A 271-nucleotide genomic window follows, 5' to 3' on the forward strand; every position below is an offset into this window, starting at 1 on the left:
GCCCAGATAGCTCAGTCGGTAGAGCAGGGGACTGAAAATCCCCGTGTCGGTGGTTCGATTCCGCCTCTGGGCACCAGAAAAAATGCGGAAGTGGCTCAGTGGTAGAGTATCGCCTTGCCAAGGCGAGGGTCGCGGGTTCGAATCCCGTCTTCCGCTCCAATTTTATGCGGGTGTAGCTCAGTGGTAGAGCCCCAGCCTTCCAAGCTGGTTGCGAGGGTCCGATTCCCTTCACCCGCTCCAATATGCGCCTGTAGCTCAGCTGGATAGAGCA

The 271-nt window shown here is 57.9% G+C and carries 3 tRNA genes; all 3 read left to right on the forward strand.

Going from position 1 to position 271, the window contains the following annotated elements:
• The 3 genes from HMPREF2852_RS00015 to HMPREF2852_RS00025 all read left to right on the forward strand — a co-directional run bounded on the left by HMPREF2852_RS00015 (position 1) and on the right by HMPREF2852_RS00025 (position 240).
• Positions 1 to 76: transfer RNA gene (locus HMPREF2852_RS00015), tRNA-Phe, on the forward strand.
• 8 nt (positions 77 to 84) lie between these two features.
• Positions 85 to 159 (forward strand) — tRNA-Gly (locus HMPREF2852_RS00020).
• A 7-nt stretch (positions 160 to 166) separates the two neighbouring features.
• A tRNA-Gly gene (locus HMPREF2852_RS00025) sits at positions 167 to 240 on the forward strand.
• Positions 241 to 271 lie beyond the last annotated feature (31 nt).

Origin of the sequence: Anaerococcus sp. HMSC065G05 (assembly GCF_001812365.1) — a bacterium.
Lineage (GTDB): Bacteria > Bacillota > Clostridia > Tissierellales > Peptoniphilaceae > Anaerococcus > Anaerococcus vaginalis.